Source organism: Chitinophaga deserti, from assembly GCF_003149455.1.
GTDB classification, from domain to species: Bacteria; Bacteroidota; Bacteroidia; order Chitinophagales; family Chitinophagaceae; genus Chitinophaga; species Chitinophaga deserti.
This window is the reverse complement of the sequence record NZ_QFFK01000012.1, coordinates 101,178-116,670: the sequence shown is the minus strand read 5'-3', so window position 1 is coordinate 116,670 and position 15,493 is coordinate 101,178. Positions and strand designations below refer to the sequence as shown.

11 protein-coding genes are annotated in these 15,493 nt (G+C 51.6%); 5 read left to right on the top strand and 6 right to left on the bottom strand.

What is annotated here, in order from left to right; genetic code table 11:
• Position 1: 1 nt before the first annotated feature.
• Both DEV76_RS23235 and DEV76_RS23230 read right to left on the bottom strand, forming a co-directional pair.
• Positions 2-3,259, bottom strand: coding sequence for a SusC/RagA family TonB-linked outer membrane protein (locus tag DEV76_RS23235; RefSeq protein WP_109700346.1), 3,258 nt, complete (start codon positions 3,257-3,259; stop codon positions 2-4).
• Positions 3,260-3,905: 646 nt separating this feature from the next.
• A complete protein-coding gene (locus tag DEV76_RS23230; RefSeq protein ID WP_109700345.1) occupies positions 3,906-4,280 on the bottom strand; it encodes a winged helix-turn-helix transcriptional regulator in 375 nt (124 codons plus the stop codon).
• Positions 4,281-4,373: 93 nt separating this feature from the next.
• Between DEV76_RS23230 and DEV76_RS23225 the strand changes: the two genes are divergently transcribed.
• From DEV76_RS23225 to DEV76_RS23205, 5 genes are all read left to right on the top strand, one after another.
• On the top strand, positions 4,374-5,630 hold the full coding sequence (locus DEV76_RS23225) for a serine hydrolase domain-containing protein (RefSeq protein ID WP_109700344.1): 1,257 nt from the start codon (positions 4,374-4,376) through the stop codon (positions 5,628-5,630).
• 3 nt (positions 5,631-5,633) lie between these two features.
• The gene (locus DEV76_RS23220) at positions 5,634-6,803 is read left to right on the top strand and encodes an MFS transporter (protein WP_109700343.1); all 1,170 of its coding nucleotides are present in this window, start codon (positions 5,634-5,636) and stop codon (positions 6,801-6,803) included.
• Between the two features lie 319 nt (positions 6,804-7,122).
• Positions 7,123-7,722, top strand: a complete 600-nt coding sequence (locus DEV76_RS23215; RefSeq protein WP_109700342.1) for a GNAT family N-acetyltransferase — start codon at positions 7,123-7,125, stop codon at positions 7,720-7,722.
• A gap of 46 nt (positions 7,723-7,768) precedes the next feature.
• Positions 7,769-8,077, top strand: coding sequence for a GNAT family N-acetyltransferase (locus DEV76_RS23210; protein WP_109700341.1), 309 nt, complete (start codon positions 7,769-7,771; stop codon positions 8,075-8,077).
• Between the two features lie 5 nt (positions 8,078-8,082).
• A complete protein-coding gene (locus DEV76_RS23205) occupies positions 8,083-8,385 on the top strand; it encodes a GNAT family N-acetyltransferase (protein WP_109700379.1) in 303 nt (100 codons plus the stop codon).
• On the opposite strand, the gene DEV76_RS23200 is transcribed toward DEV76_RS23205, so the two are convergent.
• The 4 genes from DEV76_RS23200 to DEV76_RS23185 form a co-directional block, all read right to left on the bottom strand.
• Positions 8,386-9,015 (bottom strand): class I SAM-dependent methyltransferase, encoded by a 630-nt coding sequence (locus DEV76_RS23200; RefSeq protein ID WP_109700340.1) that lies wholly within the window; start codon positions 9,013-9,015, stop codon positions 8,386-8,388. It abuts the gene before it with no gap.
• A 66-nt stretch (positions 9,016-9,081) separates the two neighbouring features.
• Positions 9,082-10,875 (bottom strand): TlpA family protein disulfide reductase, encoded by a 1,794-nt coding sequence (locus DEV76_RS23195; RefSeq protein WP_157963068.1) that lies wholly within the window; start codon positions 10,873-10,875, stop codon positions 9,082-9,084.
• Positions 10,865-12,250, bottom strand: a complete 1,386-nt coding sequence (locus tag DEV76_RS23190) for a RagB/SusD family nutrient uptake outer membrane protein (protein ID WP_109700338.1) — start codon at positions 12,248-12,250, stop codon at positions 10,865-10,867. Before DEV76_RS23190 ends, DEV76_RS23195 begins: the two co-directional genes overlap by 11 nt.
• Positions 12,251-12,270: 20 nt before the next feature.
• Positions 12,271-15,474, bottom strand: coding sequence for a TonB-dependent receptor (locus DEV76_RS23185; RefSeq protein ID WP_157963067.1), 3,204 nt, complete (start codon positions 15,472-15,474; stop codon positions 12,271-12,273).
• Positions 15,475-15,493: the final 19 nt, after the last annotated feature.

The following is a 15,493-nucleotide window of genomic DNA, read 5'->3' as shown; positions in this document are numbered from 1 at the left end:
ATTAAAAGCCAATTACCAGGTTTACACCAATTGTTCTTGTAGAAGGGAACTGCCCCACTTCGAAGCCCTGCACGATGTCTGTACCGCTGAGGGTTCCGAATTCGGGATCAAAGCCCGGCCAGTCGCTCCAGATAGCGAGGTTACGGCCATACACGCCCAACGTGGCTTTCTGCATGCGCAGTTTTTTAGTGAGGCGTGCAGGCAAGCTGTAATCCAGCCTTGCTTCCCTGAACTTGATGAAATCAGTACTGAAGGTGCTGCCCTCCGCATTATCCTGCCCGAAATGCGAACGGTAATACTCGTCGATATCGGTAGCCAGCACATCATTGGGACGGAACTTACCATCTGCCATCTGGATCACACCATTACCAACAATACCGTTGTAGCGGCCGGGAAGGGTATTCTTTGTTTTACCCTGTTCCGCCAGCTTATGGTGTGTAAGCGAATGGGCTACTGCACCAAACTGCCCGTCGAAGAGAAGGTGCAGGCGGAACTGGCCATAGGCGAACTCATTCGTCCATCCAATTTTATATTTAGGGATGGTATTACCAAGGTAGATCACTTCTTCCGTGAGCTTGGCCCAGCCGGTTTTCTCATCGTAGATCACCTGTCCGTCGGGGGCACGCTGGTAGCCACGGCCATATACCGCACCCATGCTGCCGCCGGGCTTGGCTACAATCTGTCCGCCGCCAACAGGGCCGGTTGCGAGTACTACAGAACTATCGTTCAGTTCCTTTATCACGTTTGTATTGGCGGAATATACCACGCTGGTATTCCAGGAGAATTTACCGCGCTTATAAGGCGTGCCGTTCACGGCTAATTCAATCCCTTTGTTCCCTACCTTACCCGCGTTGATCATAGCGCGCGACCAGCCGCTGGCACGGTCAATGATGCGGGATAGTATCTGATCGTGGGTATTACTGGTGTACAGTGCCAGGTCAAAGCCCAGCCTGCTTTTCAACATCTTCATGGCCAGCCCCGCTTCATATGTAACAGTACGCAGCGGCAACAGCTCTGGATTCGCCAGTATCGATGGGTTCCTCAAACCACCGGAGTACAAACTGCCTGCAGTAGGGTAAGTAAATTCTGTGAGGTAGGGAGATGATCCCCCGCTGCCCACGCCCGCCACTGAAAAACGCAGCTTCGCAAAATCAATCGCTTTCGGAAGATTCATCACCTCATTGGCAACAAAGCTCACGTTGAAAGACGGGTAGAAGAATCCGGAATTAACCGTTCTGCTGGGCGTTGCCAGTACACTGTTCCAATCCTGCCGGCCGGTAATATCCGCAAACAGGAAGTTCTTGTAAGATGCGGAGATCATACCGTAGAAACTGTTCACCTGGTAGGCCGAGCGGTATGGCATAGTTACGAGCGGACCGAGGTTATTGGCAAGGGAATAAACGCCCGGGTAGGCCATGGAGTCTGCCCGCACCTCATCACGGATATACCGGTTACGAAGGGCACTGCCACCTGCAGTGAAGTTCAGCTCTACATCCTTCCCGAACTTCAGGTTGTAACGCAGCAGGAAGTCCGAATTGAATTCCTGCGACATGATGTTCTGCGTACGATAGCTGCCTTTCTGGAATTTAGCACCGGCATCATAAGGCCGCTGCTGCCCACGGTCTTCATACGAAAAGTCCATTGCCGTGCGCAACTGGAGGCTTAGGTTTTTAGTGATATTGTAAGTGGCGGAAACGTTACCCGTAGCCCCGTGGCGGCTCGATTTGTTCAGGTATTCGTACGCCACGGCGTATGGATTGGATGGGAAGCTGCTGAAGGGGAACATTATCCTTAGCTGCTCCTGCCCGTTCTCCCAGTAGTTCTTCAGCCAGTCGATATCCGCACTGGGCTGCCAGAAAATATACCAGTACATAACAGATTGGTTGCCGTAACCCGCACCGGGGAGGTTATCACTGTACTTATGCGTGTAATTCACTTTAGATGATACCTGCAGCCGGTCGTTGATCTTAGAGTTCACGGAGAATGCCACGGTATTACGGTCGTAACCGGTGTTGGGCAGTATCCATGTGTTGTGCACATTGGTAACGGAGAAGCGGGCCGTTGTTTTATCAGTACCGCCATCCAGACTAATAGTGTTGGTAAACGTTTTACCATCGTCGAAGTACGAATTCAGTTTATTGGTATATGGCTTCCAGAGCGATCTTTCTTTTGCCTGTGTTTGGGTAACAGGGTCAAACTGGTAAAACATCTGTCCTTCGAAACGCGGGCCGTAAGCGGAGCTGGTAGATGCGGTATTACCACCATCCGGACCGGCGAGGTAAGAATAATGCGCCGCACCGTCTGTTCCCTGACCGTATTCAAACTGCAGGTCGGGCCAGCGGTTCACCTGCTCAACAGATGCATTGGAATTGAGGGAAACACCAATGCCTTTACGTTTGTTGTTACCGGCTTTGGTAGTGATGATGATGGCACCGTTTGCGCCACGGCCACCATAAAGTGCTGCAGCACCCGGACCTTTCAGTACGGTGAGCGATTCAATATCTTCCGGGTTAATATCGTTAAGCCCGCTGCCATAGTCGGCCGGCATGTTATCGCTGCCGGTACCGTAGGTAGCTTCTCCGCTGATGGCGGAGCGGCGGCCCGAGCCATGATTGATCACCACACCGTCTACCACAATGAGCGCATCATTTTCGCCGGTGAGGTTATTTTCTCCGCGGAGGATGATCTTGTTGGAGCCGGTGGGGCCACTATTGGAGCGCACAAGGTTTACACCGGCTACTTTACCGGAAAGTGCATCCGTCCAGTTACTGGAAATGGCTTCCGTCAGCTGTTCACCTTTCACTACGGTAGCGGAATAGCCGAGGGCTTTCTCATCGCGTTTAATACCCAGCGCGGTTACCACTACTTCGTTGAGGCTTTTGGGGTCTGCGGCCAGTTGTACGTTTACCTGTTGTGTTTTCTGCACGGCAATTTCCCGGGTGATGAAACCAACGTAAGAAAAAACCAGCACGTTATGATCGGAAGTGATGCTGAGGAAATAATGACCCTTTGCATCGGTTACTGTACCCTTGCTGGTACCTTTTGATTTGATGTTAACACCGATGAGCGGCTCGCCGTTCACGTCAGTTACACGCCCGCGGACTACAATGTCCGTATCCCGCAGCAGATGCGGCCTTGCAGTAATTTTAGTGTAGGCTGCCGGCGGGATGGCAGCAGGGTTCCCCGATGCATCCTCCGCGGCTGCATGGGCATAAGCACCTAATTGCAGACCGGCAATGAGTAAGAAAAAATGTTTCATTCAACAAGTTTTATAATGTAATGATTCCCCTTGTGGCAATGGTTCGGGACACGGCAATGGCGGCAGCATGTTCCGGATGAACAAACTGGTAGCACAGCATTTCTGCGGAAACTTACCGTGACAATAATTCTATAGTGTATGGATAGCCGTTATACCGTTCTTATGCAGCATAGCCATAGCAACGGATTAGCGGAAGGATGATTTTTTTCATACGGTGGATGATTTTGGACTTTAATAAGCGCACAGGCCGGTCACTTACGGACATAGATTTTCCGCACCGGTCCCCGACCAGCTTTTTTTCCTGATTGATAACTCCCGGCGGCGCCGCCGGATTTTTCCCATAAAACCTTGCTATTGATTCAACCGGAGATAACCGGGTTGATCGTGGAACTTACACTTCTTCAAAGGGATATCGCTAAAGTAGAACAAAAAGGAAATTAAACAAAATTAAATTAGTTGTAAATACTTACAACCAAATATGAAGCATAGTGAAAGGATCAGTACATAACAATGGCTTATAACCCATCAAGCAATTGGTTATCAATCCATAATAGTAACAGCCGTATACAGTATATACAGGAAATAATGCCGTTCCGGGAGGGCTGCAACGGCGGATGAAGCCTTTCAGATGAAACTATCAGGCAGATTAACCGGCCTTCACAACAGTCATCTGGCAACCGCGGTGGCGTGCCCCCCAATCGCTCAGTTGCTTCCAGACAGGGATGAGCTCCTTCGCAGTATGGGTAAGTTCATATTCCACACGGGGTGGCACTTCGGCATATACGGTGCGGCGTACGAGGCCGTCCTGCTCCATTTCCTTCAGCTGAAGGGTGAGCATCCTTTCCGTGATGTTGCAAATAGAACGCCGCAGTTCACTGAAGCGAAGTGCACCATCTTCCAGCCGGCAAAGTATCAGCAGCTTCCAGCGGCCACCTACCATGCTGATGGCATAGGTGAGATCGCATTCGATGATGTATTCCTTATTGATGCTGTTCGATGAGGTTTCCTTACGCTTGCTCATTACTTACATTTTTGTTAGTACCATACAACAGGTTGTCTACCCACAAATGTAAGGGCAACCGGTCTACATTTGTTCCGCTAAATTATTAAATCCGTGAAAAAGATCACCATGCTGACCCTGGGAGCTTTCCTGTTTACACAGGCAACATTCTCCCAATTAACCGCTCCGGCCGAATTTCAATCTGCCAAAATTGACTCCCTTGCACAGCGGCTCGTTCGTGAAAACCGTGTAACCGGCCTCAATCTGCTTTTCGCCCGGAATGGGAAAATCATATACCGCAAAGCGTTCGGACAGGCAGCTGCCGGCCGTCCCATGCAAACGAATGATATATTCCGCATCGCCTCCCAAACCAAGGCAATTACCAGTCTTGCAGCAATGATGCTGTGGGAAGAAGGGCGCTTCCTGCTGGATGATCCCATCTCCCGCTACATTCCCGCTTTCGCAGACACCCGCGTACTGGATAAATACCATCCTAAAGATACCAGCTATACCACGGTAGCACCCCGCCGCGCCATAACTGTGCGCGACCTGCTGCGGCATACCTCGGGCATCTCCTACCCCGTTTTCTCCGTTGACCCGCGGCACAATGCCATATATGCAAAACACAAAGTGCCTACGGGCATCGGCAGCGCGGGCAACCTCGACAGCTTCGTACAGCTCATTGCAAAACAACCGCTGTCACATCACCCCGGTGAGGCTTACACCTACGGCCTCAACATCGATGTATTGGGAAGGCTCATTGAAATCTGGAGTGGCCAGCCGCTGGAAACTTTCTTCCGCGAGCGCATCTTCTCCCCCCTTGGCATGCACGATACTTACTTCCGTATCCCCGCAGCCAAAGCCGCCCGCCTCGCTCCGGTATTTTCTTTTGTAAACGGGCGTTTCGAACCGGTTACCACCCCGATCTATGAAGGCAATGATCCGGATTATCCGCTGCGCGGCGGCATCATCCCTTCCGGCGGGGCAGGCCTCAGCTCCACCGCGGAAGATTACGCCCGCTTCCTGCAGTTATTCCTCGACGGCGGCACGTACAAAGGCAAGCGCCTCATCAGCCCCGCTGCCATCCGCCTTATGACCACCTCACAGATCCCTGCAGGGGTACCTGCTAAGTGGGACTGGCCGGAGTTCGCATTTGGACTGGGCTTTAGCCTTGTAACGCCTCAAAACCAGGCGAACGGGCCGGTACCGGAAGGCACTTTCTTCTGGGGTGGCGCATTCAATACGCATTACTGGGCCGATCCTGCAAACAATGTGGTGGGCATCATCCTCACGCAGGAATATTTCCCCGCTTCCTTCTGGGATCTGGGCTTCCTTTTCAAAAACGCATTCTACACCTCACTGGAAAAATAGGACATGAAAAAAGTAGCATATATCGGATGCCTTGGAATAATAGGCATTATCACAACAGAATTTGGTGTAATCGGGATACTGCCACAACTGGCGGCTCACTATAACATACCCATCGAAAAAGCGGGATGGCTGCTGAGTGCTTTCGCCATGGTAATCGCATTTTGCGGGCCGGTGGTAACACTGCTCTTTTCCCGTGTTAACCGGAAACTCATTATGAGTATTGCCATGGGTATGTTCATCATTACGGGAGTAGTATCCGCACTGGCGCCGCCTTTCTGGCTGCTGATGACCGTGAGGGTACTCCCTGCCATTCTTCATCCCGTATTGATTTCATCGGCCATTGCCGCGGCTATACAGGCGGCCCCTCCCAAAGAAGCCACGCGGATGATGGGCATTGTACTGGGCGGTATTGCCATTGCGATGGTGACTACTGTGCCATTTGCAACCTGGCTGGCGGGAAGGTTTAACTGGCAGGCTGCCTTCTGGGCACAGTCGGTGATCAGTCTTTCTGCACTGCTGGCCATGCTCTGGGGGCTTCCGCAATTGCCGAAGAGCGAAAACGAATCCTTCAGCAGCCAGGCTGCCATCCTGCGCGATCCGGTGTTTATTACCAGCAGTGTCACCAATGTGCTGCTTATTGCCGCATGGTTCTGCACCTATAGTTATTTCGCGGATTTTCTGGGCAAAGTAAAAGGGATGGATGAAGAGCGGATCAGTTACATGCTGCTGGTATTTGGCCTGGCAGGCATCCCCGGCAACTGGATAGCCGGGCGGTTATTGGGAAAAAATCTTTCCCTTACCACGGCGGTATTTCTCAGCGGGGCATTGTTCATTCCCTTCCTGAGCCTGTCTGTTGGTGGCGGCTGGACTGTAAATGCCCTGATCCTCGCACTCTGGGGCCTGTTTTACGCCCCCTGTTACCTCACTGCCGCCGCTTACCTCACATCTGCCGCCCCTAACGCCATTGCGTTCGCCAATACCCTCGCCATTTCCTACGGCAACCTTGGTATTGTGGTGGGCACTACCGCCAGCGGATGGGTAATTGCCCATTATGGAATTGCCAGCTCCCCCTGGGCAGGGGCATTTTTTGCACTAATGGCACTGGGAACAATGGCAATCAGGAACCAACTGGTTACCCGGCGCAATACGGCGAGTGCCTGTGTCCCTTCCTGAATACTGCCTGCCAATCACCAGAAGGCGGTAAAGTGTAAACCACACAAGCCGGCATTTCGCCACCTTAAAGGCCGGGTTCCGGCAATTCAATCTACAATTTCCGGTATAGATAAGCCGCCCTTAAGCCGCCTATATCCCGCCCTTAAGCCGCCCATAAGCCGCCCCTATATAGAGGCGGCTTATGGGCGGCTTGTATACGGGTAAAGGGCAGGTTAGCGGCGTATAAACCAATACATTGACAAGGGTTTACACCGGCTTACCCCTGCCTGTTCCTTAAAGCAGTATGTGTGAAAGGGGGAAAAGTCAGTAAGTTTAGGATATGAAACACGCCAATCGTGCAGATAAAGAACTGGTAGTCAATATCCTCACGCGTTCCTTCGCGCAAAACCGCAGTGTACTGGCCGCAGTACGCAGGCATGGTAATGCGGAAAAGAACATCCGGGGATTGATGGAATATGCGTTCGACCTTTGCATCCGGTATGGCGAGGTGCTGATTTCTGCCGACAAACAGGGCTGCGCCCTTCTCCTCTACCCGGACAGGAAGCCTGAAAATGGGTATACCATGTGGCTGGACATCCGGCTCGTATGGCAGGCCATTGGGTGGAAGAACCTGCAGAAAGTGAAAGCACGGCGGCAGCTCGTACAATCGGTAAGGCCCGAGGTGCCGATGTGTTACCTGTGGTTTATTGGCGTGATCCCTGAAAACCGGCGGGGCGGCACTGGAGGAACATTGCTGAAAGCGGTGATGGAAATTGCAGATAAGATACAACGCCCCGTTTACCTCGAAACCTCAGCCCCGGAAAACGTTGCATGGTATCATAAAGCAGGTTTCCGCACCTATGCGGTTACCGATGCAGATTACAAATTGTATTACCTCACGAGTTCTGCCAACGCCATCCCCTGGCTGCCCGGGGCATGAACTGGCCGCTGGCGGACCGTGTTATTTTTATCATTAACTTGACGGCATGAAAGCAGAATACATTGCGCTCCCACTGGTGAAGAATGAAGCCATCCACCACTTTGAATTAACGGTAGAAGGCCATACGGCTTTCATTGATTATAAAGAAAGCGGCAGCAAGATATGGCTCATCCATACCGAAGCTCCTGCAGAACTGGAAGGTAAAGGGGTAGCTACTGCACTGATCGAGAAAACGCTGGCATACATCGAAGAAAACAAGTACTCGCTGGTACCGCTCTGTCCGCTGGTTGTAGCCTACCTGAAGCGCCACCCAGAATGGAAACGCATCGTAGACCCATCAGCCAATAATCTGTAATGGCTATGGAAGCGGCATATACTGTAGTGAATAATGAGGCCAACCAGCAGCTGGAGGTATGGCTGGACGGAGCAGTGGCCACACTCACTTACCGGTTTTATAAAAAAGATATTGCGTTTATGCATACCACCGTACCGGCGGAACTGGAAGGGAAAGGCGTGGCTACCGCATTGGCGAAGGAAGCTTTCCGGCTTGCCACTTCCCTGAAGAAGCCGGTGATGGTATATTGCCCGTTTGTAGCGGGGTTTGTGGAGCGGCATCCGGAATACCGCAGTCAGCTCGACCCGCAGTATTACGGCAAACGGTGATCAGGTATTTAATTCCAGTACCGATCCCTTCAGATAACGCAGCTTCTCAAAGCCGGCCGTTTCTTTCCAGCCCGCATCCAGCCACAGCTCTTTGTGTTGCGGATTGGCATACAGCACTTTAATGCTTCGTGGCCTGCGCTGCAGGCTTTCCTTTACTCTTTCTGTAAAATCGGCCATCGCGGTTTCGTTGAAAGGATTGAACAGAAAAATGACGCCTGCTGAATCGGGCACTTCCATCTTCCTTGCATCCACACATAATACATTATACTTGCCCGGTGGAATTGCTGCGCACAGGGAAGGCGAAAACTCCACGCCTGTTATCTCTTTAAATCCATACGCTGCTGCTACTGCCAGCATCCGGCCTTTTCCGCAACCCACATCGAGGAAGCCTGTCTGCTTTTCATTTTCGGTAACATGATCCATCAGCCATTCGGCGGTGTAATAATTAACAGGCTCATATTGCGTAGCCTGGGCTTTGGCTTCGGAAGAGATGGCATCTCCCAGGTAATCTGTGCCAATGGTGCGTATACCATACTTCTTCTCCCCGGCAATTTCACGTCGAATGATAAACCATGCCAATTCAAGGTCCCAATGCCAGGCGAGATAGAGAAAGTACCGGATGTAGCGCATGCGGGGAAGATACAAAAAACCCCGGCGCAAAGGTGCCGGGGTAATTCAATTAGCATAGTTTCCGTATCAAGGTGTTAATGCCATCGTTAGTTGAACGCGAAGGCGAGATTCCACCTCCGGTCCCTCGAATCCTATATTGGCAAATCGTATCCTGCCCTTTTTGTCGATGACGTAAGTGGCGGGAATAATGTTGAAACCGAATTTTTCTCCGATAGCGGAATCCGTGTTGTAATACACGGGGAAAGAATACGTTTGGTTGCCTTTCCAGTTTTGCGCGTCGGCCAGGGTATTTTTAGCACCGCTGTTAACGATCATGAACACCACATCGGGGTTGGATTTAAACTGGTCGTACAACTTCTGCACGTAAGGCATTTCCTGCATGCAGGGCACGCACCAGGTGGCCCAGAAATCGATGAGGATCACTTTACCGAGGAGACTGTCCGGACTTACCGGATTGCCTTTCAGGTCCACAAAAGAATTCAGCGCCGGAGCCGGCTTGTTGATCATTTGTTTGGCCACTGCGGCTTTCAGTTCTTCAAGGCGTAATGCGTCTACATCAGCGAGTTCCTTTGTCCGGCCCGTTTGCCGGTAAAAGCGGCTCACGTTTTCCAGTGTTTCATGATCGTGCGAAGCTGCCAGTGCAGCACGCATATGATCTGTCCCTGCCGCATCTTTCCCTTCCAGCATATCAATGACACCTAACATGGACAGCAGGTTGCCCCGTGCAGTGGAGGTCACGGCATTGCGGGTGGAATCATCTACCAGCGGAATGATGAAGCCGGTTTCGGGGAAGAAACGGATCAGTCCGGCAGGCCATTTATCTGCCATCGCCAGCGCCTGTTCTGTATAGGTACGTGCAAGCGGCAGGGCCACTTCGTTTTCGATCAGTGTTTCTGCCATTCCTTTATAGATACGTGGCAGGTGGGGACTTTCCAATTCATGCTGAATCTTTCCGGCATGCAGCACGGTATTGGCGGAATCTTTTGCTTTAGCGTAGAGGTCGAACAGCTTCTCATGAATGGGTGAGAAATCGGCCTGATTAGCGGGCGTTTCTTCTTCCAGCGCCAGTTCCAGCAGGCGGATGCGGCGGGCAGAATCTTTTTCCCTCGCCAGGAAATCGGCCTGCAGGCTCCGGCCCACTGGTGTTTTCGGATAGCGGGCGCCTACTTCCTTACGGATGGAATCGAGGCGTGTAGGCTCCCCGATGATGAGGTAGCCCATCGTAACCCGGTTGATGTTCCCCCTGTCAGCAGGAGCTTCCATCCATTTGGCGGCGATCACTTCGTGAGCCTCCCGGCGGAATTTCTTTTTATCGGAGAGCAGTTTAGCCTGAGATTCTTTATACATCAGCAGGCGGAGTTTGGCTTCGTAGTTGTCGGGGAAAGCTTTCAGTTCCTGTTCGTACAGTTTGGCCTGAGCAGCCGCGGCACCTGCGCCTTTCCCCATCTGGGTGGTCATACTGCCGCCGCGGTAAAGCAGCGCATTGCGTACGGGTTTGCCATCCCTGTACACCATCACTTCAAAATGTTTATCTGTAGCAGGTTTCTCTACCACATCGCCACTTGTAAGCGTGAAGCTGGCGAAGGCTGCGTAGGGAGCTACTTTAAAGCTGGTGGTCCATTTACCATTTTCCTTCCGCATGGGCATGCGGTAGGGAAGGTCATAGAAATTGGAGGTTGTGAATTGCAGCGTAACGGCGGAAGCATCTGCCGGGATGGTGCCTCCCGGAATGGAAGGGTCCAGCGTTACCGTCACTGTCTGGCCTGCTTCCGGCTTAGCCGGCAAGAGCACCACACGCTCCTGGGAGCGCGCGGTGAAGCCGGTTATGAGGAGGAGGATTACAATATACTTACTTGTCATATCCATCATTTTGGGACAGATTGATATTGGTGCTTCTGGCATTGGAAGGAATGGGATACAGGGTATCCGTAGGAGCCCAGGTAGCGCCTTTGATAGGTCCGAGCACTGCTGTGGAACGCTGCGTGCGTTTCAGATCAAACCAGCGGTGGCCCCATTCTGCGAATAATTCCAGTTTTCTTTCCTTCTCCAGTGCCAGCAGCAGCTGCCCCTGATCCAGTGTAGTATTCAGTACAGGCAGGTTTGCACGCAGGCGGATGGAATCAAGATCACTCCGGCCCTCTGTCAGCTTATTCTGCCTGATGCGTGCTTCGGCACGGATGAGGAATTGTTCTCCGATACGGAGTACCATTGTGTTTTCCTGCACGGTGGGACTGCTGCGCACTTTGTATTTAGCAGGCCAGTAGTATGTGGCGCCGCTGGCCAGTGTGCGGTTGCCTGTCCAGTTAACGAGGCGGGCATCACCGGCTTCGAATTTCGGGATCAGGTTAATGGTATCCAGCCGGAAGAGCGGGCCTGCAGTAGCATTGGCTGGGATAGCCACCTGTGCTTCCCATGTATTTCTGCCACCTGCCACGTTCACAGACTGCAGCTGGAAGATGGATTCACGGCTGTTTGCAAGGAATACATTGTTCAGATTCTTAAGCAACTCGTAATTACCGTTTGTGATAACACTATTCGCTTCCGTTTCTGCCAGCGCCCATTCGTGGCGATAGAGGTATACCCTTGCCATCAATGCTGAGGCTGCAGTTTTATTAGGGCGTACACGGTTACCGGTAGCATAGTTATCACCCAGGAGCTCTTTGGCTGCTTTAAGGTCTGCCATCACCTGATTATATACTACTTCAGTTTTTTCACGGGGTAAAGTCTGTGAAACACGGTAGTCGGTAGTGAGTACCAGCGGTACATCTCCATACATATTCACGAGGTAGAAATAGAAGAAAGCACGCATAAAACGAGCCTCACCCAGCAATTGATTCTTTACAGCGGGAGAAAGCGTTTGTGAAGCCGTCAGCCCTTCCACACAGGCATTAGCGGTGTAGATGTATCCATAAATGGCACTCCAGAAGCGCTCTACATATGTGCTCTGAGGCACAAGGCGCGCCTGCCTGAACACATCATAGTCTTCGAATGCGCTGGCGTAATACACATCATCGGCATGTATCCCTGCCAGGAAGTTCATCATAACATTCCCCCACATATAGTTGAGGCTGTTCATGGAAATATAGATCCCCGTTACCGCGGCGGTAGCGGTTTTATCGTCTGCAAACACCTTTTCATCAACTACTTCCGTTTTGGGAGTAGGCGTATCGAGGTATTTATTACAGGATGCCGAGAAGGTGGCAACAAATATGATAAGAAGCGATAGTCGTTTCATCTTGTTCTTTTTGATGATGGTTATAAACTCAACTGAATGCCTGCGATGATGGTTTTAACCGGCGGCAGGCGAATGCCCTGCGTTTCGGGGTCCATCCCTTTGTAATTGGTAAACGTCAGCAGGTTTTGTGCATTCACGTACACCGAAAGGCGGCTCAGTTTGATACGGCGTGCATATTCAGACAGGTCGTAGCGCAGCGATACGTTCTTCAGGCGTACGTAGCTGGCATCGCCCCATACGGCAGACGATAATCTGTACACATCAAACAACGTAGTGGCATTCGCAGTAGTAGCGCGGGGAATATCCGTCACATCACCCGGCTTCTGCCAGCGGTCGAGCGCTTCACGACCCTGGTTATAACGGGTGCCATAACCATTCGCTTCTCTGCCGTAGTTATATTCCTTTCCTTCCTGCTGCACGAACTGTACGAGGAAGTCGAGTTCCAGCTTCTTATAGCGGAGGGAGTTTTGCAGGCCTCCGTAGAATTCGGGCATGGTAGAACCGAGGATAACGAAATCAGTAAACTCTGCCGGGCGGCCGGTAGCACCATTTTTACGCCAGAAGGTAGCCACACCGTTTTCGGGATTCACACCGAGGAACTGGTAACCTTTCACGATGGTCAGCGGCTCGCCTACTACATACGCATCTTTATATACCGACTTCTCGATACCATCGAATTTCTTCAGTTTGTTTTTTGGAAGGGTAATGTTGAACATGGTGCTCCAGGTAAAGTTGTCGCGCTGCATGTTTATGGTGGTTATATCAAACTCCCAGCCGGTGTTCTGTACAACGGCATTGAAGTTATCGCGCATGCTGGTGAAGCCTACCTGTGGAGTGAGCGCGAGGTCGATCAGTTGGTTGTCGGTCAGGTTATGATAATATCCGGCGTTGAAGAGGATCCTGTTTTTGAGGAAGCCCAGCTCGATCCCCCCTTCTGTTTTCCGCGTTTCTTCCCACTGGTATTCGGGATTGGCAATGCGGGAAGGGGTGATGCCGTTGCTGCCATCGTATATATATGCCGAGTTGGCACTGCTCCAGCTGGCGAGGTAATCATAATACCCGATGTTATCGCTGCCGACAGAGCCGTAGCTGCCGCGCAGTTTACCATGCGAAAGCCAGGAGAATTGTTTCATCCATGCTTCTTCGGAGAAGACCCATGCTGCACCTACCGCACCGAAATTACCCCAGCGGTTATCCGGTCCAAACTTGGTAGAACCATCGCGGCGGAAGCTGGCGTTTACGATGTATTTCCCTTCCCAGCTGTAATTAACACGGCCGAAGATGGAATTGTAACGGTACATCCCGTACGTGAGGAAGTTCGCAAACCGGGTGGCGGAATCAATCAGGTGCAATACATTATCGCTGGAGAAGCTGCTGGCATCGGTACGTTTACCATCGCGCACATTCTCCTGCCAGGTAGCACCAGCCATTAAGGAGAAGTCTCCTTTACCAAGGGTACGCTTATATTCCAGCTGCGGCTCAACTACATAGGAGTGCGCTTTCATATTACCGAAGTATGTGAAGCTGCCCGTAGATGTAGTTGGGTTCAATGAACTGTTCGGCGTGATCTGCACCTGATCCATACTGTTATGGGTATAACCACCGGTCACCTTTGCTATAAGTCCGGGCAGTACGGTATAACGGATTTCTCCATTAGTGATCAGGTTGCGCGTTTTTGACTCATAGGTACGGGAAAGCGGTGCGATAGGATTCTGATCTGATGCAAACCAGTAGAACTTACCAGTATTGTCGTAGATGGGATAATTGGGCGCATGGTTATAGACATACGACATATCATTGGGCATGGAGTTATTCTTTTCTCCGCTATAGCTGGCAGAAGCTCTGAAACCGAAGCGTCCGTCCTTACTATTGTGATCGAGACTAAAATGACCTGTACCACGATTGTATGCAAGATCGTTGGGCAACACGGTTGTTTCTTTTCTCCACGTGCCACTCAGCATATAGCGCGTTTGCTGCGTACCACCGGAAACAGAGAGCTGCGCTTCTGTTTGATTAGCCGTATTGCCGATAAGGCGTTTCTGCCAGTTATTGTCTTCGGTCTGGCTCCATGTCAGCAAATCAGGAGCGTTATCCACAGTAGGGGTAATGTTATCGTTGGTAAACGCTTCTTTACGCATCTGCAGATATTCCGAAGTACTCAGCACAGGCATCCGGTTTACCACCTTACTGCCACCGCTGTATACGTTAGCGCTTACCGCCATTTTACCTGACTTCCCTTTTTTGGTAGTGATCATCACCACACCATTAGCCGCCCGCGAACCGTAGATAGCTGTTGCATCGGCATCCTTCAGCACATCGATCCTTTCAATATCAGCAGGGTTCAGTGCCGCCAGCGGGCTTTGGAAGCCTCCGGCCACAGGAATACTGGTATTCATGGGCGCATCGAGGTAAGGAACACCATCGATCACATACAATGGAGCATTTGCCTGCAACAGGGAGTTCTGGCCACGGAGGGTTACATTGAATGTGGTACCGGGCAGGCCGCTGTTGGATGTGATAAATAAACCGGGAACGCGGCCAGCCATAGCTGCCAGCGGGTCAGTAACCGGGCTGGTAGAGAGGTCTTTGCTTTTCACGGAAGACACCGAGCCGGTGAGGCTCTTACGCACTGCGGAACCGTAACCAATCACCACAGCTTCGTCAAGTGCACTGGTGGCAGGTTTGAGGTTGATATTTACCGCCCCGCTGCCCACGGTAAATTCCTGGGCTTCGTAGCCGATATAACTGATCACCAGCACATCGCCCGGTTCTGCATTCAGCTTGAATTTACCGTCTACATCAGAGGTGGCACCCAGCTGGGAGCCCTTAATGCGGATGGTCACTCCCGGGAGGGGCGTGCCGTCGGTACCTTTAACAGTACCCGTAATTTCCTGTCGGATCTCTGTGGCGGAAGGAGCGGCGGGAATCTGCGTTTTCGGCTTAATGAAAATCGTTTTGTCTTTTACGGAATAATCCAGCGGCTGGTCTTTAAACACTGCCACAAGGAAAGATTCCAATGGTTGGTTGCTGGCCTGGATGGTAACCTTGCCCGCATTACGGAGCAGCTCCCTGTCATAAAAGAACAGGTAACCGGTTTGCCGCTTAACGGCCGAAAACACTTCTTCCAGCGAAGCGTTGTTCAGCTTCACGGAAACCCGCTGGGCATAGGTTGCGGCAGATACATTGAGGCACGCCGCCAGAATAAGAAATGCTGTCCATCTCATGATTCGTCTGAGTTTGGTT